A 24,906-nucleotide genomic window follows, 5' to 3' on the forward strand; every position below is an offset into this window, starting at 1 on the left:
TGGTCGGGTCCGTCGGCTGGTCGGGTCCGCCGGTCGTCCGACCGGGGGCAGGCCGTTCGAACCGACGGTCGTCCGAGGGGCATGTCGTCCGAGGGGCGGGTGGCCCGGCGAGCCGGGGAGCGGGCGCACGAGGAGTGGCGGTCGGCGCTCGACGCGCTGGACGGGACGGACGCGAAGGCGGTCGTGGGGGAGCTCAGGGAACTGCTCGCGGGCCGGGTGTGACTACTTCGCGTCGGCATAGCACTCCACCACCGCCGTGGTGAACGGGAACCGCACCGGCGTCTTCCCGAACGTGAGCCGTCCGGCCAGGTCGGACGCCTCGCGGATCGCGGCGGCGACCTTCTCGGCCTCTTCCTCGGGACAGTGCACGATCACCTCGTCGTGCTGGAAGAAGACCAGCTCGGCGGCCATCCCCGCACAGGCCTGCCGCAACGCGGCGAGCAGCAGCAGCGCCCAGTCGGCGGCGCTGCCCTGGACGACGAAGTTGCGGGCGAAGCGTCCCCGCGCGCGGGCGTCGGTCGAGGCGTACCCCGGCACCCATTCCTGTCCGTCGCCCTCACCGTCACCGTCGCCGTAGCCTCGCGGCCTCCTCCGCGCCTGCCCCGCCCCGGGGCCGTCGGCGTCGTCCTCGGGCAGCGGGATGCCGGCCTCCTCCGATCCGCCGTCGCCGCTTCGGGCCGCCGGCGGGCAGGTCCGGCCCAGCCAGGTCCGCACGAGCCGGCCCTCCTCGCCGGCCTTGGCCGCCTCGTCGACGTAGGCCACCGCGCGCGGGAAGCGGCGGCGCAGTGCCGCGAGGTTCTTCAGGCCGTCCCCCGAGGTCTGTCCGTAGACCGCCCCGAGGACGGCGAGTTTGGCCTGGCCGCGGTCGCCGGAGAAGGCGCGGTCGGAGACGGCCTGGTAGAGGTCGCTCTCCCGGCCGGCGACCTCCATCAGCCCCGGGTCGCGGGAGATCGCCGCCAGCACGCGGGGCTCCATCTGGTCGGCGTCGGCGACGACGAGCCGCCAGCCGGGATCGGCGACCACGGCGCGTCGGATGACCTTGGGGATCTGCAGAGCGCCTCCGCCGTTGGTCACCCAGCGGCCGGTGACCGTGCCGTGTGCGAGGAACTCCGGCCGGAACCGTCCGTCGCGCACCCAGTCCTGCAGCCAGGACCAGCCGTGGGCCACCCAGATGCGGTACAGCTTCTTGTACTCGATCAGCGGCTTCACGGCCGGGTGGTCGAGGGACTCGATCTCCCAGCGCCGGGTCGACCGGACCCTGATCCCGGCCTGCGCGAAGGCCTTGACGACGTCGGCGGGCAGGTCGGGGCGGACCCGGCGGCCGAAGGCGGCCGACACCTCGTCGGCCAGCTCGGCCAGCCGACGGGGCTCGCCGCGGCCCGCGTAGCGGTCGCCGAGCAGGTCGTGCAGGACCGCGCGGTGTACGTGCGCGCTCCAGGGCAGCCCGGCCCGGTTCATCTCGGCGGCCACCAGCATGCCGGCCGACTCGGCCGCCGTCAGCAGCCGCATCCGCTCCGGGTGTGCCGCTCGCTCGTGGCGTCGCTGCTGCTCGGCGTAGACGGCGAGGAGGTCGGCGAGGGGGAGCCGGGCGGCGGCCTGCGGCTCGAACAGCGCCGACTGCGCGCCGGGCACGGCAGCGCGCGGCGGCGGATCCGGCGGCACGGGGCCGCCGCGCAGCCGGGCCAGCGCGGCGGCCGCCGAACGGGGCTCGCCCGACCGGCCCTCGTGGCCCAGCAGAAGGGTCTCGGCGTCCTCGACGTCGTAGCACCGCTCCACCCGCACCCCCGCGGCGAGCAGCGGCGGATACACCTCGGCCGTGGAGCGCCAGACCCAGCGGGTGACGCCGGGCCGCGCGCGCACGGCGCGGACGAGGTCCGGCTCCCGCAGCACCGGGCCGGCGGGCAGCCCGCCGGGGCCGAGGGGGGCGAGCTCCACGCCACCGTCCTCGGCCGGAGCGAGCGCCCACCGGTCGGCCATGCCGCGAGTGTGGCAGGAGGGTCTGACAACGGCCCTCCTCAGCCCTGTGGCCGTTCCTCGTCCTCGTGCGCCTCGACCAGCTCGGCCAGGGTCTTCGCCACGAACCTCTCGGTCTCTGCCTTGTCGACGCCGAGGCCGCTGAGCACGCCCTCGCCGTTCTCGTGCTCCAGCAGGGCCAGCAGGAGGTGTTCGGTGCCCACGTGGTGGTGGCCGAGGCGGAGCGCCTCGCGGAAGGTGAGTTCGAGGACCTTCTTGGCGTCCGCGCCGTAAGGGACCAGCTCCGGCGGCTCCTCGACGGCCGCCGGGAGCGCGGCGGTCGCGGCCTCGCGGACGGCGTCCAGGGTGACGCCCTGCTGGACGACCGCCTTCGCGGCGAGGCCGTCCGGTTCGGCCAGCAGACCGAGGACCAGGTGCGCGGGCAGCCCCTCGGCGTTGCCGGACGCCTTGGACTCGCTGTGGGCCGCCATGACCACGTTGCGTGCGCGGGGGGTGTAGCGGCCGAAGTTCTGGGCGTCGACGCCGGCCGACTCCTTCGGCACGAACCTCTTCTGAGCGGCCTGCCGGGTGACGCCCATGCTGCGGCCGATGTCCGTCCAGGACGCGCCCGAACGGCGGGCCTGGTCGACGAAGTGGCCGATGAGGTGGTCCGCCACGTCACCGAGGTGGTCGGCGGCGATGACGGCGTCCTGGAGCTGGTCGAGCGGCTCGTCGTGGACCTTCTTGATGGCGTCGATGAGGTCGTCGAGACGGACGGACGAAGTGGTGCCGGGGCGTGGATTCGTCATGCGTCAACCCTAGGTTGACAGTAAAAGGGTGTCAACCCGAGGTTGTCACCCCGATCCGCGTGAAAGCCGCCCCGCTCCGCCCCCTTCCCACGCGCAGCCCGCCCTGAGGCCACCCCGCCGCTCCCGCGCGCGGGCAATCGCCCCGCCGGCGTCTCCCCGCTCGGCCTCACGCCGCTTCCAGCCGTCCCGCGCGCGGGAGCCGTCCGGGTCCCGTGGCACGATCGACCGGTGAGCAGCACCAGCAGCAGTCCGGTCGACACCGTCGAACGCGCCTTCCGGGCCGCCCTCCACGACAGCGCCGACACCGCCCTCGACACGGGTGCGTCGCTCCTCGCCGCCGACCCCGCGACGGACGCGGAACTCACGCGCCGGGGCGTGGAGTTCGTCGCGGCGCTCTGGCGGCGGGGCTGGCAGCCCGCGGACGCGGTGCGGATCGTGCGCCGCGAGCTGGACGCCGTCCATCTGGCCCTCGTGACGGCGCTGATCCGCGCTCAGGCGCGCGACGACCGGGCGCGCGGCCGGCGCTGGGCGGACCAGCTGGCGGAGCTGCCCGCCGAGCCGCCGGCGTCCACCGACCGCTTCTCGCACGTCACGGCGGTCCTGGAGCTGTACCGTCTGCTGCTGCGCCTGCCCGCCCTCGAGCCCCTCCAGGAGCGCGAGCCGCACCGGCAGTCCCGCCCGGGCTCGCACTCCCGCATGCTCACCCGTATCCGCGCGCTGCTCGCCAAGGCCGAGGCGACCGGGTTCCCGCAGGAGGCGGAGGCGCTCACCGCGAAGGCGCAGGAGCTGATGGCCCGGCACAGCGTCGACGAGGCGCTGCTCGACGCCCGGGCTCCGGACCCGGACGCGCCCGGCGCCTGCCGGATCGGCGTGGAGCCGCCCTACGAGCAGGCGAAAGCGGTGCTGCTCGACGCGGTCGCCGACGCGAACCACTGCCGGGCGGTGTGGAACGAGCCCTTCGCGTTCTCCACGGTCGTCGGATTCGAGGCCGACCTGGAGACCGTCGAGCTGCTCTACACCTCGTTGCTGGTGCAGGCGCAGTCCGCGATGGCGAAGGCGGAGGCGGGCCAGCGGGCCGGGGGGCGCAGGCGGACCAAGACCTTCCGGCAGTCCTTCCTCGCCGCGTACGCCCATCGCATCGGCGCCCGCCTCGGCGAGATCGCGGCGGCCGCCGAGACCGCGGTGAACGACGATCTGCTGCCGGTCCTCGCCACGCGCGCGGTCGCGGTCGGCGCGGCGACGGACCGGATGTTCCCGCAGACCGTGTCCACGCGTCTGCGCGGGGTCACCGACGAGGCGGGCTGGACGGAGGGCGCCGAAGCCGCCGACCGGGCCCGCATGCGGGCCCGCCCCCGGCTGCCCTGACGCCCCCGGCTGCCCCGGCCGCTCCGGTGCAGGTCAGTCGCCCGCCTGCGTGAAGGCGCTCACGGTGGCGTCCGGCACGTCCTTGCTCTTCAGCGCGACGTCGCCGTACGACCAGTCGAAGCTCACGGTGGACGAGGCGCCCGGCAGGCCGTACTTCACCTTGCTGACGGCGAGGCTCTTGTCGCCGCCCTTCTCGCCACGCACGTAGGTGATCGTGAAGGAGGCGGTCCCCTGCGCCGGGAGGGTCAGCGTCTGCGCCTCGGCGGCGCCGTCCTCGGCCACGGTCGCGGCGGCGCCGTCGGCCTGCAGCGTCACCTTGGGGAAGCCCTTGAGGGTGCACTGCGCACCCTTGTTGGTCAGCGTGACGGTGACGTTGCCGGTGTCACCGGCGGCGGGTGCGGCGTCCACGGGGCCGACCTCCTGCCCGAGGCCGTCGGCGGCACAGGCGCCGCCGGCCGGTGCGGCGGAGCCGGTGGCCTTGCTCTCGTCGCCGCCGGAGTCGCTGTCGTCCCCGCCTCCGCAGGCGGTGAGGAGCAGTGCCGCGGCGAGGGCCGTGACGGTGAGGGGAACGGCGCGCATGAGTGATTCCTAGGGTCGCGTGACGATGCTCGATGGATCATCACGCACGCGTGCGGCGGCAGTTCGCGCGCCCCCCGTTTCTGTGACCGCTTCGCTACCCGAGGCCCGGCGTGGGCAGTCCCGACGGCCACTGGCCGCCCTGCGCCTTGGTGAACGTCTCCTTGCCGGCCGCGCCCGACCAGGTCACCTGGAGGGACTTCGCGTCGACGGAGGCGACCATGCCGGTCTTCCGGTCGTCCTTGCCGACGCTGCACTTGAGGTGGATCATCCGCATGCCCGCCTCCTCGCCCGCCGTGCCGCTGCACACGGCCCCGCCGGTCACGAAGAGGGCGGCCTGCTTGCCGGTCACGATCAGGGCGACTGCCTTGCCGCCCGTCGTGGCGAGCCAGCTTCCCTCCAGTTCGTCGGAAGCGGAGACCGGCGCCGGCGCCGATGAACCGCCCGCGCCGCCGGCGTCCGCGGCCGCCGGCGTGGACGGCGTGGCCGAGGAGCCGTCGGACCCGCCGCCGTCGCTGCACGCGGTCAGCGCGAGCGCGCCCGCCAGCGCGGCGGCCGCCGCCGCGGCCCGCACCGGCCGACGGGACGCGCCCCGCGAGAAGATCGCCGAAGTCACTGCTGGCTCCCAAGCTGTGCTGTAGCCGGCCGGCCCGGACATCGGCCGTGAGGACCGCAGGGGCCGGGGGTCCGCAGCAAGTTACCAGCAAGCCCTGACAGAACCCCGGACCGGGCTGGCGACCTGCCCGCGCATCCTGGCGGAACCGCGGCCCGGGGCTGGCGACCTGCCCGCACGCCCTTGCGGAACCCCGAGGCGGGCGGTGACCCACCAGGACGACTCCCGCACCCCGGGCACCCGTCCGGCGCGGCTCTGCTCGGGCAGACCGGGCCGGGACAGCCCGAACCTGCGGAAGCACCCACGCGGCGCCCGTCCACCCGCTCCCCGTTGCGGATCCGCGCCGCTTCGGCGTCGCGGGGGCGGGCGCGCAACCCCTGCTGCGCCCCGAGTCCGGCCCGGAGCGCCCACCGGCCCGGACGCGTGGAGGAACCTGCCTGTCCCCGCCCAGGCGTGTCCTGTACGCGTCCCTCCCGTCCACTCTCGGCACGCCGGACGACGCCGTTCTGCGCAGGCGTGCTCCCTCTGTCCCCGTAGGCCGTCTCCTCGGTACAGGCGAGCAGATTCACTCCTGACGTCCACCCGCCGGAGCCGTTCGTCCCGTCCCCCCGACCGACGACCGGCCGACCGGTCGCTCATGCGCCCGGCCGTCCTCACCTCGCTCCCGCGCGCGACTCCCTCGCCGTGGGCGGGGACGCGGTCGTCGTCGCCGGACGTCACGGGCAGGGGGTCGCCCGGACCGATGGGCTTCCCGGATCCGCGGAGGGCGCCGACTTCGGTCCGCGGGAGCCCGCCCGGGGCCCCGAGCGGATGCAGGGAGTCCGCCGGAACGGCTTCTCCCCGTACCGGCGTCTGCGACGGACTTCGCGTGCCCGCGGCCGATCCGTTCTCCTGCCGACGGAACAGGACCGGCGTGCTGAGCGTCTGTTCCTCATATGCTCATGGTTCGATCCGGACGACTTTCCCGGAGAGCCCATGACGGGCCCGGGAAAGGGAACGAGCCGGGTAAAGCAGGCGTCAAAGCTGTAACCACTCAGGCACCGCGCGTGCACGTGCATATGCCCATGCAACTGCACGTGAACGGAGTTATGATCCGGAACAGTTGACAACGGCACCCATGGCCACACAAGCCAGTGCACCACCAGGGAGCGACCTGTGGACCACCACGTTGACGGGGGGCACGACATGTACAACGGCATGACGGCCACACAGCTGTACGGGGTTGCCTGGCAGAAGAGCCGGCACAGCAACTCACAGGGTTCGTGCGTGGAGTTCGCCCGCCTGCCGGGCGGTGACGTGGCCGTGCGCAACTCGCGTTTTCCCGACGGTCCCGCGCTCGTCTACACGCGCGCCGAGATCGAGGCGATGCTGCTGGGCATCAAGGACGGAGAGTTCGACCATCTCATCGCGAGCTGACGGCGTCCGACGTCACCGCCGCCGCCCGTCCCCCCTGTCCGTCTCCTGCGCTTCTCCGTGGCGGCCCAGGCTCTCCGCTGTGGAGCAACGCGCGTAGAGCCGGTGCCTCACCACGCCCCGCGGTTCGTCATTCGGCGGGGGTGTGCAGCCGGAACAGCGCCCAGACGACCTTGCCGCCCAGACTGCCGGAGAGCGGATGCCAGCCCCAGCTCTCGGCGAACGAGTCCACGAGGAAGAGTCCGCGGCCCGACTCGGCCGCGAAGTCCTCGCCCTCCCGGGGCAGCGGGCTGTCGGGGCTGGGGTCGCGCACCGCGCAGACGAGCCGTTCGGTCCACCGCATCAGGTGCAGACGCACGGGCGCATGCCGGTGATCCTGTACGACCTGGACGTCCTCGGAGGACAGCCCGTGTCTCAGCGCGTTGGTCACCAGTTCCGAGACGACCAGGCAGACGTCGTCGAGCCTGTCGCCCACGTCCCACTGGCCGAGGGTTCTCCTGGCGAACTGCCGTGCCTCGCGCACCGCTTCGAACCGGGTGGGCAGAGCGCAGGAGGCGGCGTCGGACACGGCCGCGGGATCGAGCGGCGGAAGGCCCTGCCGTAACGGCTGGAGCATGGTCGATCCATTCGTCCCCATGCGAGGCACTCCCGGGATTCGCGGTCGTTGCGATGCAGCGGTGGCGCGGGACCATGGTTTCTGATGCGCACTGTGGATGCAAGGGCAGATGCACGTGCACATGACCGAAATGGACCCGCCCGTACCGCTTCTTGGCCATTTTTTCCGCCAACTTCTCGCCCATCAAGGGCACTTTCCTTGCTGTCTCCTCACCCTTCCCACGCATCTCGCTGCGCGTATCCTTTGGCTTCTTTCCATCTCTGTAATCGGACGAGTACTGCTCGAAGTGTTTTAGTGGCAGACTGCGGGCCCTAAGACGGCTGGGGAGGCTGGCGAACGTGAGCGCGGGAGAGCCCGGATCGGTGGTGCGGCGGATGCTGCTCGGCTCGCAACTACGGCGGCTGCGTGAGACACGCGGCATCACGCGCGAGGCCGCCGGATACTCGATCAGGGCGTCGGAGTCGAAGATCAGCCGAATGGAACTGGGCCGGGTGAGCTTCAAGACCCGCGACGTGGAGGACCTGCTCACGCTGTACGGCATCACGGACGACGCGGAGCGCCAGTCGCTCGTCGGCCTCGCCCGCGAGGCCAACGTGGCCGGCTGGTGGCACAGTTACTCGGACGTCCTGCCCAACTGGTTCCCCACCTACGTCGGCCTGGAGGGCGCTGCCGCGCTGATCCGGGCGTACGAGGTCCAGTTCGTGCACGGTCTGCTGCAGACCGAGGCGTACGCCCACGCGGTCGTCAGCCGCGGCATGAAGGACGCGACCGCGGCCGACGTCGACCGTCGCGTGGCGCTGCGGCTGGAGCGGCAGAAGTACCTCGTCGCCGAGAACGCCCCCGACGTCCACATCGTGCTGGACGAGGCGGCGCTGCGCCGGCCGTACGGCGACCGCGAGGTGATGCGCGGACAGCTCCAGCACCTGATCGAGATCTCCGAACGCCCCAACGTGCGGCTGCAGGTGGTGCCGTTCAGCCTCGGCGGGCACTCCGGCGAGTCGGGGGCGTTCACGATCCTGAGCTTCCCGGAGTCCGACCTGCAGGACGTCGTCTATCTGGAACAGCTCACCAGCGCGCTCTACCTGGACAAACGCGAGGACGTCGCCCAGTACGAGCAGGCCCTCGCGGAGCTCCAGCAGGACAGCCCCGGACCGGACGAGAGCCGGGACCTGCTGCGCGGCCTCATCCAGCTGTCGTAGGGATCCCTCCGCGGGGCCCACGGCCCGCCGAAGTTCCCGACAACTCCCCTGTATCAGCCGTACGATGACGTGCGATCAGATCGTGGCCGCGATCGATCGCAGCCGATCGCAGCAGGGGATTGAGGGATCACATGTCGCCTTACTTCACGGACCTGGCCCAGCAGTACATCGACGGCACATGGCGTCCGGGCACCGGGTCCTGGGACATCATCACCATCAACCCCTATGACGGCGAGAAGCTGGCCTCGATCACCATAGCCACGGCCGAGGAGGTCGACGAGGCGTACCGGGCCGCCGCCCGGGCCCAGAGGCAGTGGGCAGCGACCAACGCCTACGCCCGCCGCACGGTCTTCGAGAAGGTGCTGCGCCTGGTCGAGGAGCGCGAGGCGGAGATCAGCGCTCTCCTCGTCGACGAGGCCGGCGGCACCTTCGGCAAGGCCGCCTTCGAACTCCACCTCGCCAAGGAGTTCCTGCGCGAGTCGATCCACCTGTCGCTGCGCCCCGAGGGCCGCATCCTGCCCTCGCCGATCGACGGCAAGGAGAACCGCGTCTACCGCGAGCCGGTCGGCGTGGTCGGTGTGATCAGCCCCTTCAACGTGCCCTTCCTGCTGTCGCTGAAGTCCGTCGCCCCGGCGCTCGCGCTCGGCAACGCAGTGGTGCTGAAGCCGCACCAGAGCACCCCGGTCTCCGGCGGCACCGTGATCGCCAAGCTCTTCGAGGACGCCGGCCTGCCGCCGGGCCTGCTGAACGTCGTCGTGACCGACATCGCCGAGATCGGCGACGCGTTCCTGGAGCACCCGGTCCCGCGGGTCATCTCCTTCACCGGCTCCGACAAGGTCGGCCGCCATGTCGCGACGGTCGCCGCCTCGCACTTCAAGCGGACCGTCATCGAACTCGGCGGCAACAGCGCGTTCGTGGTCCTGGACGACGCCGACGTCGACTACGCGGTCGACGCCGCCGTGTTCAGCCGCTTCGTCCACCAGGGCCAGGTCTGCATGGCCGCCAACCGGATCCTGGTCGACCGTGCGCTCGCCGACGAGTTCACCGAGAAGTTCGTCGCCAAGGTGCGCACCCTCAAGGCAGGCGATCCGCGCGACCCGCAGACCGCGATCGGCCCGGTGATCAACTCCTCGCAGGCGGAGGCCGTGTCCGGCGTCGTCGAGCAGGCGATCCGCGAGGGCGCGCACGCGCTGGTGCACGGTACGACGGTGGGCAACCTGGTGGAGCCGTCCGTCCTGGCCGACCTCCCCGCCGACTCCGCGCTGCTCCGGCAGGAGGTCTTCGGACCCGTCGTGTTCGTGAACACCTTCGACGGCGAGGAGGAGGCCGTGCGCCTGGTCAACGAGTCGCCGTACGGGCTGAGCGGCGCCGTCCACACCGCCGACGTCGAGCGCGGGGTGGCCTTCGCCAAGCAGATCGTCACCGGCATGTTCCACGTCAACGACGCCACCGTGCACGACGAGCCGATCGTGCCCTTCGGCGGCGAGAAGAACTCCGGTGTCGGCCGCCTCAACGGCGAGACGACCCTGGAGGCCTTCACCACCACCAGGTGGATCTCGGTCCAGCACGGCCGCAGCACGTTTCCCTTCTGAACGGCGCCGGGCCGGGCCGTGCGGGTCGCGCGCCGACCACCCGGCGCGGAAGGCCGGGGCGGCCCGGTGCGGGAGGCCGGGGCGGCCCGGTGCGGGAGGCCGGGGCGGTGGCCCGCGGGCGTCCGCCCGCCACGCCCTAACCTGGGCGCATGTCAGCGATCCGTCTTCTCGTTCTGGGAGCCGTGCGTCAGCACGGGCGGGCCCACGGCTACCAGGTGCGCGGCGACCTCGAGTACTGGGGCGCCCACGAGTGGTCCCACGCCAAGCCGGGCTCGATCTACCACGCGCTGAAGCAGATGGCCAAGCAGGGACTGCTGCGTGAGCACGAGACGGCCCCGTCCACCGCGGGCGGCCCGCCGCGCACCGAGTACGAGATCACCGAGGCCGGCGCCGAGGAGTACTTCCGGCTGCTGCGCGACGCGCTGACCTCGTACGACCAGAAGACCGACGTGAAGTCGGCGGCCATCGGCTTCATGCTCGACCTCCCGCGCGCGGAGGCCGTGTCGCTGCTGGAGGAGCGCATCCGCGGCATCGAGGCGTGGCGCTCCGCCGTCACCGCGCACTACGTCCCCGAGGAGGGCCCGGAGCAGTTGGGCCACATCGGCGAGATCATGAACCTCTGGCTCCACACGGCCGACGGCGAGGCCGAGTGGACCCGCGGCCTGATCGCCCGCATCGAGGGCGGGGCGTACACCTTCGCGGGGGAGGGCGAGCCGTTCGTCGGCGTGCTGCGGGAGGGCGAGGACAACCCGTACGCCACGGGCGAGCGGCATCCGGGAGACCTTCGCTGACACGTCGACGCGCCAGGTGTCCGGCCGCAACGGCATGGACGACCGAATCCTCACCGGTGTGACCTTGCCCCGGCTCCCGGCCCCCGGCCCCCGGCCCCCGGCCTTCGGCTCCAGGTCCCGGTCCTGGGCCGTGCGGCCCGGGACCGCCGTGCCCCGCTCGTCCGGACCGTCCCTCGTGGACCGCGGCCGCGCGATCGCCGACGGCACGGCCGGCGAACCCGGCGTGCGTCCGCCCGCCCGCCCGCGGCCGGTCTCCTAGTGGTGGAAACTCGTCGCCGCGCTCTTGTCCCGGATCGCGGGACCCGACTGCCGTCGCAGGTCCGGCAGCAGCCGGGTGAGGTCCTCCATGAACAGGTCGGCGAGGTCCTCCGAGAAGCCGTTTCTGCACACGACGCGTAGGACGGACAGGTCCTCCCGATTCGCCGGGAAGGTGTACGCGGGCACCAGCCAGCCGCTCTCGCGCATCCGCCGGGAGACGTCGAAGACGTCGAACGAGTCCACGCCCTCCGCCGTGGTGAAGGCGAACACCGGAAGTTCGTCGCCCCGGGTGAGGAGCCGGAAGTCGCCGAGCGCCTCCACCTGCCCGGCCATGCGTCCGGCCACGTCCCGCGTGGTCTGCTGGACCGCCCGGTAGCCCTCGCGGCCGAGTCGCAGCAGCGTGTAGTACTGCGCGACGACCTGGGCGCCCGGGCGGGAGAAGTTGAGCGCGAAGGTGGGCATGTCGCCGCCCAGGTAGTTCACACGGAACACGAGCTCCTCCGGCAGGGCCTCCTTGTCGCGCCACAGCGCCCAGCCCACCCCCGGGTACACCAGCCCGTACTTGTGCCCCGAGGTGTTGATGGACGCCACGCGCGGGAGGCGGAAGTCCCAGACCAGGTCCTCGTCGAGGAACGGCGCGATCATCGCGCCGGACGCGCCGTCGACGTGGACCGGGACGTCCAGGCCGGTGCGCTCCTGGAGGGAGTCCAGCGCCGCGCACAGCTCGGCGATCGGCTCGTAGGACCCGTCGAAGGTGGACCCGAGGATGCCGACGACCCCGATGGTGTTCTCGTCGCACAGTTCGGCCGCGAGCTGCGGGTCGAGGTGGAAGCGCTCCCCCTCCATGGGGACCAGGCGGGCCTCCACCTCCCAGAAGTTGCAGAACTTCTCCCAGCAGACCTGGACGTTGATCCCCATCACGAGGTTCGGACGCGCCCCCGGATAGCGGTCGGCGTTGCGCCGCGCCCACCGTCGCTTCATCGCCATTCCGGCGAGCATGCACGCCTCGCTCGACCCGGTCGTCGAACAGCCCACGGCCGCCGAGGGGTCGGGCGCGTTCCACAGGTCGGCGAGCATCGCCACACAGCGCCGCTCCAGCTCGGCGGTGCGCGGGTACTCGTCCTTGTCGATCATGTTCTTGTCCCGGCACTCCGCCATCAGGATGCCGGCCTGCGGCTCCATCCACGTGGTCACGAAGGTGGCCAGGTTGAGGCGCGCGTTGCCGTCCAGCATGAGTTCGTCGCGCACCAGCTGATACGCCGTCGACGGGGACGTCGGGCCGTCCGGCAGCCGGTGCTTGGGCGGCGCCTCGGTCATGCCGGTGACCGGATCCGCCTCCCCGTAGAAGGGATTGACGGACAGTGGACGCTCGTCGGACTTCTGGGAACCTTTGTGCAACGGCATGGAATGCCTCCTGAAGGATCGAACGGGTGTCAGCGGACCGAAGTTCCGTCCGTGCGCAACTGCCTCTGCGGCGGCCCCGTCACCAGCGGCGGCCCCGTCACCAGAGGCGGGGCGGGCAGCGAGGCGACGTGGAGCAGTGCGGTGCTCGACGCCGGGGCCGGTGTGCCGCGGCGCCCGAGGCCGGCGCCGCCGTTCGGCGGCGTCGCACGGCGGTGTCGTCCTGGGCCTGCCAGGGGCCCTGGGCGGCCCGCTGACGCGCTTCGGGAGACCGGACGAGGTCGGGGGCCCACGCCCGGCCCCGGGCGCCGCGGCGCGCCGGCCGGCCCCGGCCGGCGGAGCGGGCGGGATCGACGGCAGCAGGGTGCGCGCCGTCGCCGCCGGAGCGGTGGGCGAATACTGCGAGGTGTCTGGACCACGGCCTCACGATAAACGGACGAAACGGACACTACATCCGGGCGCGGACGCCTCCGGGGAGATCCGGGGAGACCGGCTTGCACCTCACGCGACGTGAGGACGCATCGTGGAGGCGTACCGGGAAGGGGGCGGACGAAGTGAGCTACTCCGTAGGACAGGTCGCCGGATTCGCCGGTGTCACGGTGCGCACGCTGCACCACTACGACGACATCGGGCTGCTCGTCCCCGGCGGGCGCAGCCACGCGGGCCACCGGCGCTACGACGAGGCCGACCTCGACCGGCTGCAGCAGATCCTGTTCTACCGCGAGCTCGGCTTCCCGCTCGAGGAGGTCGCGGCCCTGCTCGACGACCCGGCGGCCGACCCGCGCGCGCACCTGCGCCGCCGGCACGAACTGCTGACCGCCCGGATCGGGAGACTGCAGGAGATGGCCGAGGCCGTGGAACACGCCATGGAGGCACGCAAGATGGGCATCAACCTCACACCCGATGAACGGTTCGAGGTCTTCGGCGACAAGGACCCCGAGCAGTACGCCGAAGAGGCGGAACAGCGCTGGGGCGGCACCGAGGCGTACGCCGAGTCGCAGCGCCGCGTCGCCCGCTACACCAAGGCCGACTGGAAGCGGCTGCAGGCCGAGGTCGACGCCTGGAGCGAGCGCTACTCCGCCCTGGTGGCCGCCGGCGAGCCGGCTACCGGCGACGAGGCCATGGACCTGGCCGAGGAACACCGCACGCACATCGGCGCCTGGTACTACGACTGCCCACCCGAGATGCACCGCTGCCTGGGTGAGATGTACGTCTCCGACGAGCGCTTCAAGGCGTTCTACGACGCCATGCACCCGGGCCTCGCCGAACACCTCAGGGAGGCGATCCTGGCGAACGCGTCCCGGCGCACGGGGTGAGCCGCGACCCGGCGGTCCTGGTCCGGGGCTGCTCCCGGGCCAGGACCTACTCCCGGGCCAGGACCACGGCGGTCCCGTAGGCGCACACCTCGGTGCCCACGTCGGCCGCCTCCGTCACGTCGAAGCGGAACATCAGCACACCGTTGGCTCCCCGCGCGCGTGCCTGCTCGACCAGCCGCTCCATGGCCTGGTTGCGGGTCTCCACCAGGGTCTTGGTCAGCCCCTTGAGCTCACCGCCGATCATCGACTTCAGGCCCGCGCCGATCTGACTGCCCAGATGCCGTGAGCGCACCGTCAGCCCGAAGACCTCGCCGATGACCTGCTGCACCCGGAACCCGGGCACGTCGTTCGTGGTGACGACCAGTACGTCCGGCTGGGGGCCCTGCCCGCCGCCGTAATCCTCGATACCCATGGCTCACAGCTTCGCCCCGGAGGGCGCACTGTGCATCCCGGAGACGTCCGTGGAACCTGGGGCTGACGCATTGCGTTGATAGCTTTGTCCGGCTGCAGCATGGACGCTGTACGTTCCCCCACCCGTCAGGAGCCCGGAAGCGTGACGACGATCGCCCTCGGACCGAGCTGGCTGGACCCCGACTACCTGCTCGACACCTTCGGTATCTGGGGTCTGCTGCTCATCGTCTTCGCGGAGTCCGGCCTGCTGATCGGGTTCTTCCTCCCCGGCGACTCCCTGCTGTTCACCGCCGGCCTGCTGATCACGTCCAACCAGCTGGACTTCCCGCTGTGGGGCGCGGTCGCGTTGATCTGCGCCGCCGCGATCCTGGGCGACCAGGCGGGCTACATGTTCGGCAAGAAGGTCGGACCGTCGCTGTTCAACCGCCCGGACTCCCGGCTCTTCAAACAGGAGAACGTCACCAAGGCGCACGAGTTCTTCGAGAAGCACGGCCCGAAGTCCCTGATCCTGGCCCGCTTCGTCCCCATCGTGCGCACCTTCACGCCGATCATCGCCGGCGTCAGCGGCATGCGGTACCGCTCCTTCCTGACCTTCAACGTCATCGGCGGCGTCCTGTGGGGCGCGGGCGTCACCCTGCTCGGCTCCTGGCTCGGCAACATCGACTTCGTCAAGAAGAACATCGAAGCGATGCTCATCCTGATCGTCCTGCTCTCCGTGGTCCCGATCATCATCGAGTTCGCGCGGGCCCGCTCCAAGTCCAAGAAGGCCGCGTCCCAGGCCGCGCCGCAGGCCGCGTCGCAGGCCCCTGAGCAGCACCGGCCCCACCAGCAGCAGTTCCCGGTCATGGACGACGCGACGACCCGGCTCCGCCGGATCGACCAGCACGACCAGCAGTACCCGTACGGCGACCAGAACCAGAACCACGGCCAGGATCACGGTCGGCAAGGCCGACAGGGCGACTACTACGGCGCGCAGCAGTACCCGCAACAGCAGCCGTACCCCCAGCGGCAGCGTCAGCGGCACGCCCAGGACGACTGGCCGCAGCCGCAGCCGCAGCCGCAGCCGCAGCCGCAGCAGGAACAGCCGTACGGGGCTCAGCACAACGGCCACGACGGCCCCAACGGCCAGTACCCCTACGACAACCAGGGCTACTAGAAACGACAACCGGGGCTACGGGAAACCGCGTACAGGGACGGGGGGTCAGAAACCCCTCGTCCGCTTGGCGGCCCGCCGCTTCTCCTGGGAGCCGATCCGCAGGAACATCCGGGACACCTCGGACCCCAGGTTCACCCCGATCGCGATGGCCATCGCGAGCGCCGCGGCCTTGGTGATCGACACCAGCCCCGCGTCCACCTTGCTCTGCGCGATGGCCAGCAGCCCGAAGTAGGTCGCCGAACCCGGCAGCAGGGGTCCGATCGCGGCGGTCGTGTACGGCAGCGCCGAAGCGAACCGGTAGCGCGCCAGCAACTGCCCGAACAAGCCGACCACCCCGGCCGCGACGGCCGTGGACGCGACGGGCGAGATGTCGCCGGTGTAGCGCATCGCCCCGTACACCGACCAGGCGACACCTCCGTTGAGGGTCACCGCGACCACGGTGGACCGCTCCTGCTGCAACAGCACGGCGAACGTCAGGGACAGCAGCATCGACGCCCCGATCTGCCACAGCGGCCGCTTGGTGACGCCCAGGGCCGCGTCCGGATTGAGATGCGCGCCGAGCTGCACCCCGACGTAGAGCATCACCAGCACCCCGGCCACGATGCCCACGAAGAAGTACATGACCTCCAGCAGACGGGCGGCCGCGGTGATGTAGAAGCCGGTCAGACCGTCCTGGACGCCCGCCACCAGCGCCCGCCCGGGCAGCAGCGCGAACAGCCCACCCGTGATGACCGCGGACGCCTTCACGTCGACGTGGGACAGCGTCAGCGCGATGCCGATCGCGGCCGGGGGCATCGCGGCGACCAGGAACTGGTAGAACTCCGGCAGCCCGCGCCCCGCGCACAGCCACGCCAGCCGGTCGCCGAGCATCGCGCCGAGCATGGCCGCCACGAACACGACCAGGTCACCGCCGACCAGCACCGAGGCCGCGCCCGCGAGCAGCCCGCTCGCCGAGGTCAGCACCCAGGTCGGGTACGGGTGCCGGTTACGGCGCATCTCCGCGAGCCGCCGGTAGGCCTCCTCCAGCGAGAGATGGCTCTCCGGGTCGCTCAGGTCGTCCACGAGCCGGAAGACGGCCGCCAGACGCGTGTAGTCGGTGCCCCGGCGGCGCACCGTCCGCGACGCCGTCACCGGGTCCTCCACCAGGGACGGCTGGTACGAGATCGACAAAAGCGTGAAGGTGACGTTCGGCTCACAGCGGTCGAGCCCGTAGGAGCGGCACACCGCGAACATCGCGGCCTCCACGTCCTCGGCGCCCTCCCCGCCCGCCAGCAGCAACTCGCCGATGCGCAGCGTCAGGTCGAGCACCCTGGGGACGGCCGGACCGTCCTCCTCCGCCGTCTTCGGCCCCGGCTCCGGAGCGGGCCGTTCGGCCACCGGCATCCGCAGCATCGTGCGCATCCGGTCCTGCCAGGGCAGGTCCTTGATCAGGCTCACCACCGGGACGCCGTCGGCCGGGGTGAAGGCGGCCGGGGCCTGCCGGGCGCTGTACGTGCTCGGCGGGCTGAACGCCGACCCCTCGCCCTCGCCGGCGACCGGCTGGACCACGTCCAGCCCCGCCGGGACGGCGAACTCGGACGTGGTCTCCGGCTCACCCACGGGTTTGGCGACGGCCAGACCCGACGGAATCGCGAACTCGGACGTGATCTCGGGGTCGAAGGCACTCCTCGCCTCGTCCGACTGCGGCTTGCGGTCCTCCGCCTCCGACACTCAGCAACGCTCCCTGGAACGACACCTTCCGTGGCCCCAGTATGCGCACAGACGCGCGAAAGGGCCGCACGCGCCTGCGTGCAGCCCTTCACCTACCTCTGCGCAGGCGTTTCACACCGCGGGTCCCTCAGTGACCGCCCTGGTCCTTGAAGCGCTTGTAGGACCGCTCGATCTCGGCCTCGGCGTCGGTGCGGCCGACCCAGTCGGCGCCCTCGACGGACTTGCCGGGCTCCAGGTCCTTGTAGACCTCGAAGAAGTGCTGGATCTCCAGGCGGTCGAACTCCGACACGTGGTGGATGTCGCGAAGGTGCTCCACGCGCGGGTCGGTCGACGGGACGCACAGCAGCTTGTCGTCGCCGCCGGCCTCGTCCGTCATCCGGAACATGCCGATGGCGCGGCACCGGATGAGGCAGCCCGGGAAGGTCGGCTCGTCCAGGATGACCAGCGCGTCGAGCGGGTCGCCGTCCTCGCCGAGAGTGTTCTCGACGAAGCCGTAGTCGGTCGGGTAGGCGGTCGAGGTGAAGAGTCGACGGTCCAGGCGGATCCGACCGGTCTCGTGGTCCACCTCGTACTTGTTCCGCGAACCCTTCGGGATCTCGATCGTGACGTCGAACTCCACCGGTGGTTCCTCCATGATCAGCACATAGTTCTGGTGGTTAAGTGTCCCTCACGCAGGTGTGTGATCGCGAAAGGGGCTGGTGTTCGTGCCAGAGCTGAGGCCTTGGCGGACCGCGAGACCGCATGTGGTGCGGGTCGCGGACGCCGTACGACCGCGTCTGGCACGGGCCGCAGGAATCGTACGGCCCCGCCTCGCGCACGTGGCCGCGGCCGTGAAGCCGCAGGCCGCGCGGCTCGCGCAGGCGGCGCGACCGCAGCTCGCGCGGATCACGAAGGCTGGTCCGAACGCCAGGACCTGGCAGTACACCGCGGGTGCGGCGACCGCCGGGCTGGCGCTGACCGCCGTCGTGGTGACCGCGGCCGGGCCCTGGGATTCCAGCGGTCAGCGTACGGCCGAGCGGGACCGGGTCGCCGCCCTGGGACGGACGGGTGGCACAGATCACGGACGTCGGGGTGATTCGTCCGGTACGTCCGACGAGGCGGCCGGAGCGCCCCGGCCCGCGCCCAGCGCCGCCTCGGTCCTCACCGGCCTCGGCGCCCTCGGCGGCGGAGGCGGCGACACAGTGAAGTCCGCTCCCCGCGCCCTCCCGACCGGCACGGGCCTCACGGGTGTCCTGGGGCCCCTGCTGGGCGATCCGGCCCTGGGCGCCCAGCACGCCGCCGCGGTCGTCGACGTGGCCACCGGCAAGAGCCTCTACGGCGCCGGAGCCGCCCAGGCGCTGACCCCGGCCTCCACCACGAAGATCGCCACCGCTGTCGCCGCGCTCTCCGCGATGGGCGGCGAGCACCGCTTCACCACCCGTGCCGCGCTGGAACCCGACACCGGGGAACTCGTCCTCGTCGGCGGCGGCGACCCCGCCCTCACGGCCCGCGCGGACGCCGACGGCCGGGCGAGCCTGCGCGCCCTCGCCGCCTCCACCGCCGCCGCCCTGAAGAAGCGCGGACTCACCCGGGTGACGCTCTCGTACGACACGACCCTGTACGCCGGCCCGCAGATTCACCCCATCGGAGTCAACCCCAACCTCGCCCCGGTCACCGCCCTGAGCGCGGACGAGGGCCGTACCGACGGCTCCGACAGCGGCCCGACGACCCGCGTGGGCGACCCGGCGGCCGAAGCGACCACCGCCTTCGGGAAGTTCCTCGAGGCCGCCGGCGTCAGGACCACGCCCCCCGGCCCGTCCAAGGCCACCACCCGCGCGCAGAGCGTCGCGACGGTCTCCTCGCCCCCGCTGTCCAGCCTGGTCGAGCGGATGCTCACCAACAGCGACAACGACATCGCCGAGGCCCTCGCCCGCCAGACCGCCGTCGCCACCGGCGTCCGCGCCGACTTCGCCGGCGCCGGCAAAGCGGTCCTGGCCCAGCTGAAGAAGCTCGGACTGCCCGTCGCCGGCGCCCGCTTCATGGACGGCAGCGGCCTCGACCGGCGGGACCACCTCACCGCGAACCTGCTCACCGCCCTCCTGGTCAAGGCCGGCGACCCGCGCCGCCCCGACCTGCGACCCGTCCTCACCGGTCTGCCGGTCGCAGGCTTCACCGGCACCCTCAGCAGCCGCTACGCCGACGGCGCGGCCGGTGTCGTCCGCGCCAAGACCGGCACCCTGACCGGCGTCAACACCCTCGCCGGCACGGTCGTCGACCAGGACGGCCGGCTTCTCGCCTTCGCCCTCATGGCCGCCGGCACGACCGACCCGGCGGCGGCCCAGGCGGCGCTGGACAAGGCGGCCACGGCACTGGCCGGTTGCGGCTGCCGCTGAGCCCCGCGGTCTCCGGGCCGCCCCCGGGCCGCCCCCGAGCCGCACGGGGACCCGACCCTGACATCTCCCTGACCGGCCTCTCGCGGCCTGCCCTCCCCGGCGGCGCTCACGTACGGTTGACGCATGACGAGCATCGGTGGCGCCGCCTCATCAGGGATGATCGACTGGAATCTCGCGGTGGCGACCGCGACCCGGCTCGTACGGCCGGGACCTGAGGTCAGCCGCGACGAAGCGCGTGCCGTCGTCGCGGAACTGCGCCGACACGCCAAAGCCTCGGAGCGACATGTCCGGGGCTTCACTCGTATGGCCACCGAGGACATCCACGACACGCCCGTCCTCGTCGTCGACCGCCCGGGCTGGGTGCGGGCCAACGTCGCGGGCTTCCGGGAGATCCTCAAACCCCTCCTCGAGAAGATGCAGGAGCGACGCGGCAACACCCCCGGCGGCGCGGTCCTCGGCGCGGTCGGCGGCAAGGTCACCGGCGTCGAACTCGGCATGCTGCTCTCGTTCCTGTCGTCCCGCGTGCTCGGCCAGTACGAGACCTTCGCCCCCGCCACCCGCGAACTCCCCGCCGGCGCCGACGGCGGCGGCCGTCTGCTGCTCGTCGCGCCGAACATCGTCCACGTGGAACGCGAACTCGACGTGGAGCCGCACGACTTCCGCCTCTGGGTGTGCCTCCACGAGGAGACGCACCGCACGCAGTTCTCCGCTGTGCCCTGGCTGCGCGACCACCTGGAGGGCGAGATCCAGTCGTTCCTGGGTGAGACCGACGTCGACCCCATGACGTTCCTGGAACGCGTCCGTGACGCCGCCCAGTCCCTCGCCGGCGGCCGCCCGGAGGGCGAGGAGGACGACGGCGGCCACTCCCTGGTCGAACTCGTGCAGACGCCCGCCCAGCGTGAGATCCTCGCCCGCCTCACCGCCGTGATGTCCCTCCTGGAGGGCCACGCCGACTTCGTCATGGACGGCGTCGGCCCCGAAGTCGTGGCGACCGTCGCCGAGATCCGCGAGAAGTTCCAGCAACGCCGGGCCAAGGGCGCCTCCCGGCTCGACATCGCCCTGCGCAGGCTGCTCGGCCTGGACGCCAAGCTCAAGCAGTACCGGGACGGCGAGCGCTTCGTGAGGGCCGTCGTCGACGAGGTCGGCATGGACGGCTTCAACCGGGTGTGGACCTCTCCGAACACACTTCCGACCAAGGCCGAGATCGCCGAACCCGCCGAGTGGGTCGCGCGAGTGCACCGCAAGGCCGACTCGTGAACCGTCGGAACGGCCGGGAACCGAATCCGGCCGCCGGCAGACGAACGCCCCCGCAATCACCCGTCCGAGGGACCGTGAGGCCTGCGTAGGCGTGCAATGCTCAGGGAACGGCCCGGCTCTGTCACCATCTACACACTCTGAGTGACCGAACCTCGGGCCAACCCCCGAAAAACTTCATGAAGGGAACCGGACAATGGGTCCCCATCCTGCGGTCGCGGCGATACGCCTGGCGGTCCGCCGCGTACTTCACGACATCCTCAACGACCAACCCGCCCCCGACGCGAACCCGCACGAGCGCCCGACCGCGCCGCTCGTGCTCGTGGCGTGCTCCGGCGGCGCCGACTCCATGGGCCTCGCCTCCGCCCTCGCGTTCGAAGCCCCCCGGCTGGGCGTCCGCGCCGGCGGCGTCACCGTCGACCACGGCCTGCAGCCCGGCTCCGACCTGCGCGCCGCGGAAGTCGTCCTGCGACTGCGCGAACTCGGCCTCGACCCCGTCGAGTCCACCGTCGTCGCCGTCGGCCGCGAGGGCGGTCCCGAAGCCGCCGCCCGCGACGCGCGCTACGCCGCCCTCGACGCCGCCGCCAAAGCCCACGGCGCCACCGCCGTCCTGCTCGGGCACACACGCGACGACCAGGCCGAGACCGTCCTGCTCGGTCTCGCCCGCGGCTCCGGCATCCGCTCCCTGTCCGGCATGGCCGCGGTCTCCGGGCGGCCCGGCGCCGCCCGCCGCTACCGCCGCCCCTTCCTCCACCTGGACCGGCAGACCGTCCGCAAGGCCTGCATGGTCCAGTCCCTGCCCGTCTGGGACGACCCCCACAACGCCGACCCGGCCTACACGCGCTCCCGGCTGCGCCACGAAGGCCTGCCCGCCCTGGAGAAGGCCCTCGGCAAGGGCGTCGTGGAAGCCCTCGCCCGCACGGCCCAGCTCTCCCGCGACGACGCCGACGCCCTCGACGCCTGGGCCGGCCAGGCCGAGTCCTCCGTACGCGACGCGGCCGGCCTCCTGGAGTGCGACAAGCTCTACGCCCTGCCGCCCGCCGTACGCCGCCGGATCCTGCGCCGCGCCGCGATCGAGGCGGGCGCTCCCGCCGGCTCGCTCTTCGCCCGGCACATCGAGGAGGTCGACCGGCTGATCACCGGCTGGCGCGGCCAGGGGGTCATCAATCTCCCGGGCAAAGTCGTCGCCCAGCGCCAGGGTGGCAGACTGGTGATTCGGCAAGGCTGAATCCGGGCCCTCCGGCAGGACCGCTTACGTGGTCGTGGGCGGTCCCGGCGGCCGCGGTGGGACAACCGAAAGTGATGCGGGTGGACGCGAAAGACATGGGCACCGACCTCAAAGAGGTGCTCATCACCAAGGAAGAGATCGACGCGAAGCTGGCCGAGCTGGCCGCGAAGATCGACACGGAGTACGCGGGCAAGGACCTGCTCATCGTCGGCGTCCTCAAAGGCGCGGTCATGGTCATGGCCGACCTCGCCCGGGCCCTGTCCACCCCCGTCACCATGGACTGGATGGCCGTGTCGTCCTACGGCGCGGGCACCCAGTCCTCCGGAGTGGTGCGGATCCTCAAGGACCTCGACACCGACATCAAGGGCAAGCACGTCCTGATCGTCGAGGACATCATCGACTCCGGCCTGACCCTGTCCTGGCTGCTGTCCAACCTCGGCTCGCGCGAGCCCGCCTCCCTCAAGGTGTGCACGCTGCTGCGCAAGCCCGAGGCCGCCAAGGTCGCCATCGACGTCCAGTGGGTCGGGTTCGACATCCCCAACGAGTTCGTCGTCGGCTACGGCCTCGACTACGCCGAGAAGTACCGGAACCTCCCGTTCGTCGGTACGCTCGCGCCCCACGTCTACGGCGGCTGAAACCCGAAGGGCGCAAGCCCATGGGGAAGATCGGGAACCCCGGCGGGCCTCACGCCGTTGGAGCATGCAGACGGGTGCGCCAGCCGTCCCGTGCGGCTTTGCGCGACGAAGCTGGGGTACCGTCAGAAGAACTGTCTTATCAAACTCACTATGGCAGGAGGGACGGGGCGACACCGCTCCGTATGGATGGACGTGAAGCGATACTTCCGTGGGCCGGTCATGTGGATCGTGCTGGCCGTCCTTGCCGTGGTCGTGTTGATGCAGGTCGTCGGCTCGTCCGGCGGCTACAAGACGGTGGACACCGGCCAGGTCATTGCAGCGATCAACGACAACAAGGTCGAGTCGGCCAAGCTCACCACCGGTGACGAGCAGACCGTCAAGGCGACGCTCAAAGACGGCGTGAAGATCAAGGGCAGCTCGAAGATCCAGGCGAGCTACATCGGCGATCAGGGCGTGACGATCGCCAACACGCTGCAGACCAAGTACCAGGACAAGCAGATCCCGGACGGCTACACGGTCTCGCCGACGAAGCAGAACGCCTTCGTCGGGATCCTGCTGTCCCTGCTCCCCTTCGTCCTCATCGTGGTCGTCTTCCTGTTCCTGATGAACCAGATGCAGGGCGGCGGCTCCCGGGTCATGAACTTCGGGAAGTCCAAGGCCAAGCTCATCACCAAGGACACCCCGAAGACGACGTTCGCCGACGTCGCAGGCTCGGACGAAGCCGTCGAGGAACTCCACGAGATCAAGGAGTTCCTCCAGGAACCGGCGAAGTTCCAGGCCGTCGGCGCCAAGATCCCCAAGGGTGTGCTCCTGTACGGGCCGCCCGGCACCGGCAAGACGCTCCTCGCGCGCGCCGTCGCCGGCGAGGCGGGCGTCCCCTTCTACTCGATCTCCGGTTCCGACTTCGTCGAGATGTTCGTCGGCGTCGGCGCCTCCCGGGTCCGCGACCTCTTCGAGCAGGCCAAGGCGAACGCCCCGGCGATCGTCTTCGTCGACGAGATCGACGCGGTCGGCCGCCACCGCGGCGCCGGCCTCGGCGGCGGTCACGACGAGCGCGAGCAGACCCTGAACCAGCTGCTCGTCGAGATGGACGGCTTCGACGTGAAGGGCGGCGTGATCCTCATCGCCGCCACGAACCGGCCCGACATCCTCGACCCCGCGCTGCTGCGTCCCGGCCGCTTCGACCGCCAGATCGCGGTCGACCGTCCGGACATGCAGGGCCGTCTGGAGATCCTCAAGGTTCATCAGAAGGGCAAGCCGGTCGCGCCCGACGTCGACCTGGCCGCGGTCGCCCGCCGCACCCCCGGCTTCACGGGCGCCGATCTCTCCAACGTGCTGAACGAGGCCGCGCTGCTCACGGCCCGCTCGGACATGAAGCTGATCGACAACCACATGCTGGACGAGGCGATCGACCGTGTGGTCGCGGGCCCGCAGAAGCGGACCCGGATCATGTCGGACAAGGAGAAGAAGATCACCGCGTACCACGAGGGCGGACACGCCCTGGTCGCGGCGGCTTCCCCGAACTCCGACCCGGTCCACAAGATCACGATCCTGTCCCGAGGCCGTGCCCTGGGCTACACGATGGTCCTCCCCGACGAGGACAAGTACTCCACCACCCGCAACGAGATGCTCGACCAGCTGGCCTACATGCTGGGCGGGCGCGCGGCGGAGGAACTCGTCTTCCACGACCCCACCACGGGCGCGGCGAACGACATCGAGAAGGCCACGGCCACCGCTCGGGCGATGGTCACCCAGTACGGCATGACCGAGCGGCTGGGCGCGATCAAGTTCGGCGGCGACAACACCGAGCCCTTCCTCGGCCGTGAGATGGCTCACCAGCGCGACTACTCGGAAGAGGTCGCCGCTCTGGTGGACGAGGAAGTCAAGAAGCTGATCGAGAACGCGCACAACGAGGCCTGGGAGATCCTGGTCGAGAACCGTGACGTCCTCGACAACCTCGTGCTCCGGCTGCTGGAGAAGGAGACGCTGAACAAGGAGGAGATCGCCGAGATCTTCTCCGCCATCGTCAAGCGACCGGCACGCCCCGCCTGGACCGGCTCCTCGCGACGTACGCCGTCCACCCGGCCGCCGGTGCTCTCCCCCAGGGAGCTGGCACTGACGAACGGCGCCAACGGCGCGACGCCGGCCATCTCGACCGTGAAGTCCACCGCGGTCGAGACCGGACCGGTCGCCGAGCCCAGCCCGGAGGACCGCCCCGAGAGCTGATCCCGGCTCCGG

General features: G+C 71.6%; 22 protein-coding genes. 13 read left to right on the top strand and 9 right to left on the bottom strand.

The features are described from left to right. Window positions 1-81: 81 nt before the first annotated feature. Window positions 82-222, top strand: coding sequence for a hypothetical protein (locus tag IE239_RS13100; RefSeq protein WP_190149439.1), 141 nt, complete (start codon window positions 82-84; stop codon window positions 220-222). Here IE239_RS13100 and IE239_RS13105 read toward each other — a convergent pair whose 3' ends face one another. After that, on the bottom strand, window positions 223-1,977 hold the full coding sequence (locus IE239_RS13105) for a bifunctional 3'-5' exonuclease/DNA polymerase (RefSeq protein ID WP_190149440.1): 1,755 nt from the start codon (window positions 1,975-1,977) through the stop codon (window positions 223-225). It lies immediately after the preceding gene. A 38-nt stretch (window positions 1,978-2,015) separates the two neighbouring features. Beyond that, window positions 2,016-2,762 (bottom strand): Clp protease N-terminal domain-containing protein, encoded by a 747-nt coding sequence (locus tag IE239_RS13110; RefSeq protein WP_190149441.1) that lies wholly within the window; start codon window positions 2,760-2,762, stop codon window positions 2,016-2,018. Between the two features lie 228 nt (window positions 2,763-2,990). Between IE239_RS13110 and IE239_RS13115 the strand changes: the two genes are divergently transcribed. After that, window positions 2,991-4,127: a DUF2786 domain-containing protein gene (locus tag IE239_RS13115; RefSeq protein WP_190149442.1), complete on the top strand. Its 1,137-nt coding sequence runs from the start codon at window positions 2,991-2,993 to the stop codon at window positions 4,125-4,127. 33 nt (window positions 4,128-4,160) lie between these two features. Here the strand turns inward: IE239_RS13115 and IE239_RS13120 are convergent, their stop codons facing one another. Together IE239_RS13120 and IE239_RS13125 are read right to left on the bottom strand one after the other, a co-directional pair. Continuing rightward, on the bottom strand, window positions 4,161-4,706 hold the full coding sequence (locus IE239_RS13120; RefSeq protein ID WP_190149443.1) for a DUF4232 domain-containing protein: 546 nt from the start codon (window positions 4,704-4,706) through the stop codon (window positions 4,161-4,163). Between the two features lie 94 nt (window positions 4,707-4,800). After that, window positions 4,801-5,319 (bottom strand): hypothetical protein, encoded by a 519-nt coding sequence (locus IE239_RS13125; protein ID WP_190149444.1) that lies wholly within the window; start codon window positions 5,317-5,319, stop codon window positions 4,801-4,803. Window positions 5,320-6,501: 1,182 nt separating this feature from the next. Here IE239_RS13125 and IE239_RS13135 point away from each other — a divergent pair. Beyond that, window positions 6,502-6,732 carry a DUF397 domain-containing protein gene (locus IE239_RS13135; protein ID WP_190149510.1) on the top strand — a complete coding sequence of 77 codons (231 nt, stop codon included), beginning with the start codon at window positions 6,502-6,504 and terminating at the stop codon, window positions 6,730-6,732. 127 nt (window positions 6,733-6,859) lie between these two features. On the opposite strand, the gene IE239_RS13140 is transcribed toward IE239_RS13135, so the two are convergent. After that, complete coding sequence (locus tag IE239_RS13140; RefSeq protein WP_190149445.1) at window positions 6,860-7,366, bottom strand: ATP-binding protein; 507 nt, start codon at window positions 7,364-7,366, stop codon at window positions 6,860-6,862. A gap of 341 nt (window positions 7,367-7,707) precedes the next feature. Between IE239_RS13140 and IE239_RS13145 the strand changes: the two genes are divergently transcribed. The 3 genes from IE239_RS13145 to IE239_RS13155 all read left to right on the top strand — a co-directional run bounded on the left by IE239_RS13145 (window position 7,708) and on the right by IE239_RS13155 (window position 10,927). Beyond that, window positions 7,708-8,544, top strand: a complete 837-nt coding sequence (locus tag IE239_RS13145) for a Sco1979 family transcriptional regulator (RefSeq protein WP_491591139.1) — start codon at window positions 7,708-7,710, stop codon at window positions 8,542-8,544. A gap of 131 nt (window positions 8,545-8,675) precedes the next feature. Beyond that, complete coding sequence (locus IE239_RS13150) at window positions 8,676-10,136, top strand: aldehyde dehydrogenase family protein (protein ID WP_190149446.1); 1,461 nt, start codon at window positions 8,676-8,678, stop codon at window positions 10,134-10,136. A 149-nt stretch (window positions 10,137-10,285) separates the two neighbouring features. Next, window positions 10,286-10,927: a PadR family transcriptional regulator gene (locus tag IE239_RS13155; protein WP_190149447.1), complete on the top strand. Its 642-nt coding sequence runs from the start codon at window positions 10,286-10,288 to the stop codon at window positions 10,925-10,927. A gap of 255 nt (window positions 10,928-11,182) precedes the next feature. Here IE239_RS13155 and gad read toward each other — a convergent pair whose 3' ends face one another. Then, a complete protein-coding gene (gene gad, locus IE239_RS13160) occupies window positions 11,183-12,589 on the bottom strand; it encodes a glutamate decarboxylase (protein WP_190149448.1) in 1,407 nt (468 codons plus the stop codon). A gap of 551 nt (window positions 12,590-13,140) precedes the next feature. Between gad and IE239_RS13165 the strand changes: the two genes are divergently transcribed. After that, the gene (locus tag IE239_RS13165; RefSeq protein WP_190149449.1) at window positions 13,141-13,902 is read left to right on the top strand and encodes a MerR family transcriptional regulator; all 762 of its coding nucleotides are present in this window, start codon (window positions 13,141-13,143) and stop codon (window positions 13,900-13,902) included. Between the two features lie 46 nt (window positions 13,903-13,948). Here IE239_RS13165 and IE239_RS13170 read toward each other — a convergent pair whose 3' ends face one another. Further along, window positions 13,949-14,314 (bottom strand): YbjQ family protein, encoded by a 366-nt coding sequence (locus IE239_RS13170; protein ID WP_190149450.1) that lies wholly within the window; start codon window positions 14,312-14,314, stop codon window positions 13,949-13,951. 141 nt (window positions 14,315-14,455) lie between these two features. Here IE239_RS13170 and IE239_RS13175 point away from each other — a divergent pair, with 141 nt between their 5' ends. Next, complete coding sequence (locus tag IE239_RS13175) at window positions 14,456-15,469, top strand: DedA family protein (protein WP_190149451.1); 1,014 nt, start codon at window positions 14,456-14,458, stop codon at window positions 15,467-15,469. Between the two features lie 45 nt (window positions 15,470-15,514). Here IE239_RS13175 and IE239_RS13180 read toward each other — a convergent pair whose 3' ends face one another. Beyond that, entirely contained in the window at window positions 15,515-17,179 is a 1,665-nt protein-coding gene (locus IE239_RS13180; RefSeq protein ID WP_190149452.1) for a threonine/serine exporter family protein, read from the bottom strand. A 127-nt stretch (window positions 17,180-17,306) separates the two neighbouring features. After that, window positions 17,307-17,798 (bottom strand): inorganic diphosphatase, encoded by a 492-nt coding sequence (locus tag IE239_RS13185; protein WP_007452023.1) that lies wholly within the window; start codon window positions 17,796-17,798, stop codon window positions 17,307-17,309. Between the two features lie 79 nt (window positions 17,799-17,877). Here IE239_RS13185 and dacB point away from each other — a divergent pair, with 79 nt between their 5' ends. The 5 genes from dacB (at window position 17,878) to ftsH (ending at window position 24,894) form a co-directional block, all read left to right on the top strand. Beyond that, on the top strand, window positions 17,878-19,551 hold the full coding sequence (gene dacB / locus IE239_RS13190) for a D-alanyl-D-alanine carboxypeptidase/D-alanyl-D-alanine endopeptidase (protein ID WP_229878064.1): 1,674 nt from the start codon (window positions 17,878-17,880) through the stop codon (window positions 19,549-19,551). 123 nt (window positions 19,552-19,674) lie between these two features. Then, window positions 19,675-20,808 carry an Rv3626c family coenzyme F420 biosynthesis-associated protein gene (locus IE239_RS13195; RefSeq protein WP_190149453.1) on the top strand — a complete coding sequence of 378 codons (1,134 nt, stop codon included), beginning with the start codon at window positions 19,675-19,677 and terminating at the stop codon, window positions 20,806-20,808. Window positions 20,809-21,001: 193 nt separating this feature from the next. Next, on the top strand, window positions 21,002-22,033 hold the full coding sequence (gene tilS / locus IE239_RS13200; protein WP_190149454.1) for a tRNA lysidine(34) synthetase TilS: 1,032 nt from the start codon (window positions 21,002-21,004) through the stop codon (window positions 22,031-22,033). A 74-nt stretch (window positions 22,034-22,107) separates the two neighbouring features. Then, entirely contained in the window at window positions 22,108-22,668 is a 561-nt protein-coding gene (gene hpt / locus IE239_RS13205; RefSeq protein WP_190149513.1) for a hypoxanthine phosphoribosyltransferase, read from the top strand. Between the two features lie 186 nt (window positions 22,669-22,854). Continuing rightward, window positions 22,855-24,894 carry an ATP-dependent zinc metalloprotease FtsH gene (gene ftsH, locus IE239_RS13210; protein ID WP_190149455.1) on the top strand — a complete coding sequence of 680 codons (2,040 nt, stop codon included), beginning with the start codon at window positions 22,855-22,857 and terminating at the stop codon, window positions 24,892-24,894. The last annotated feature ends 12 nt before the right edge of the window (window positions 24,895-24,906 follow it).

It is taken from the genome of Streptomyces humidus (assembly GCF_014649655.1).
In the GTDB taxonomy this organism is placed as follows: Bacteria; Actinomycetota; Actinomycetes; order Streptomycetales; family Streptomycetaceae; genus Streptomyces; species Streptomyces humidus.

Bases quoted from the DNA above. Each gene is read 5' to 3' on its own strand.
- IE239_RS13100 (WP_190149439.1), top strand. From the start codon at position 82: ATGTCGTCCGAGGGGCGGGTGGCCCGGCGAGCCGGGGAGCGGGCGCAC.
- IE239_RS13105 (WP_190149440.1), bottom strand. From the start codon at position 1,977: ATGGCCGACCGGTGGGCGCTCGCTCCGGCCGAGGACGGTGGCGTGGAG.
- IE239_RS13110 (WP_190149441.1), bottom strand. From the start codon at position 2,762: ATGACGAATCCACGCCCCGGCACCACTTCGTCCGTCCGTCTCGACGAC.
- IE239_RS13120 (WP_190149443.1), bottom strand. From the start codon at position 4,706: ATGCGCGCCGTTCCCCTCACCGTCACGGCCCTCGCCGCGGCACTGCTC.
- IE239_RS13135 (WP_190149510.1), top strand. From the start codon at position 6,502: ATGTACAACGGCATGACGGCCACACAGCTGTACGGGGTTGCCTGGCAG.
- IE239_RS13140 (WP_190149445.1), bottom strand. From the start codon at position 7,366: ATGGGGACGAATGGATCGACCATGCTCCAGCCGTTACGGCAGGGCCTT.
- IE239_RS13150 (WP_190149446.1), top strand. From the start codon at position 8,676: ATGTCGCCTTACTTCACGGACCTGGCCCAGCAGTACATCGACGGCACA.
- IE239_RS13155 (WP_190149447.1), top strand. From the start codon at position 10,286: ATGTCAGCGATCCGTCTTCTCGTTCTGGGAGCCGTGCGTCAGCACGGG.
- gad (WP_190149448.1), bottom strand. From the start codon at position 12,589: ATGCCGTTGCACAAAGGTTCCCAGAAGTCCGACGAGCGTCCACTGTCC.
- IE239_RS13170 (WP_190149450.1), bottom strand. From the start codon at position 14,314: ATGGGTATCGAGGATTACGGCGGCGGGCAGGGCCCCCAGCCGGACGTA.
- IE239_RS13195 (WP_190149453.1), top strand. From the start codon at position 19,675: ATGACGAGCATCGGTGGCGCCGCCTCATCAGGGATGATCGACTGGAAT.
- tilS (WP_190149454.1), top strand. From the start codon at position 21,002: ATGGGTCCCCATCCTGCGGTCGCGGCGATACGCCTGGCGGTCCGCCGC.
- hpt (WP_190149513.1), top strand. From the start codon at position 22,108: ATGCGGGTGGACGCGAAAGACATGGGCACCGACCTCAAAGAGGTGCTC.
- ftsH (WP_190149455.1), top strand. From the start codon at position 22,855: ATGGACGTGAAGCGATACTTCCGTGGGCCGGTCATGTGGATCGTGCTG.